Raw genomic sequence first — 641 nt, 5'->3', positions numbered from 1 at the left:
GATAAGCAGGAATTCCTCACCGTGGAAAACAACCCCGTGGACCCCGATGCGGGGACCCGGGAGGTGCCCTTTTCAAGGACGGTGTATATTGAGGCAGACGATTTCATGGAAGAGCCCGCTCCCAAGTACAAGCGCCTGTATCCGGGGAACGAGGTGCGCTTAAAGGGCGCGTATCTTGTGACATGCACCGGCTGCGTCCGGGATGAGGATGGCAATGTGACCGAGGTTTTGTGCGAATACGACCCCAACAGCCGAGGTGGTGACCCTGCCGACGGACGAAAGGTCAAGGGCGCAACAATTCATTGGGTGGACGCGGCCACCGCTGTGGACGCGGAAGTGCGGCTGTACGACAATTTGTTTACCGACGCGGACCCAGACGGCGCGGACAAGAATTTTATGGACTTCGTGAACCCCGCCTCATTGGAGATTTTGCAGGGCTGCAAGGTAGAAGCGGAGCTTTCGGGCGCCGCAGCGCCCGCCAATTTCCAGTTTATGCGGCTGGGCTATTTCTGCTTGGACAACAAAGACTCCGCGCCGGGGCGGCTGGTGTTTAACCGCAGCGTCAGCTTGAAGGACAGCTTTAAGAAGTAAGGGCATTCACTTGGGTAGGAAATGGCTGGAAGCATTATGGAGCCGTCCTG

1 pseudogene is annotated in these 641 nt (G+C 57.6%); it reads left to right on the top strand.

From position 1 onward, the window contains the following. Positions 1 to 591 (top strand): annotated as a pseudogene (locus RT018_RS13410) (glutamine--tRNA ligase); the annotation flags it as partial. Positions 592 to 641 lie beyond the last annotated feature (50 nt).

It is taken from the genome of Oscillibacter sp., assembly GCF_032060045.1.
In the GTDB taxonomy this organism is placed as follows: domain Bacteria; phylum Bacillota; class Clostridia; order Oscillospirales; family Oscillospiraceae; genus Oscillibacter.
This window is presented reverse-complemented; position numbering and strand designations above follow the sequence as displayed.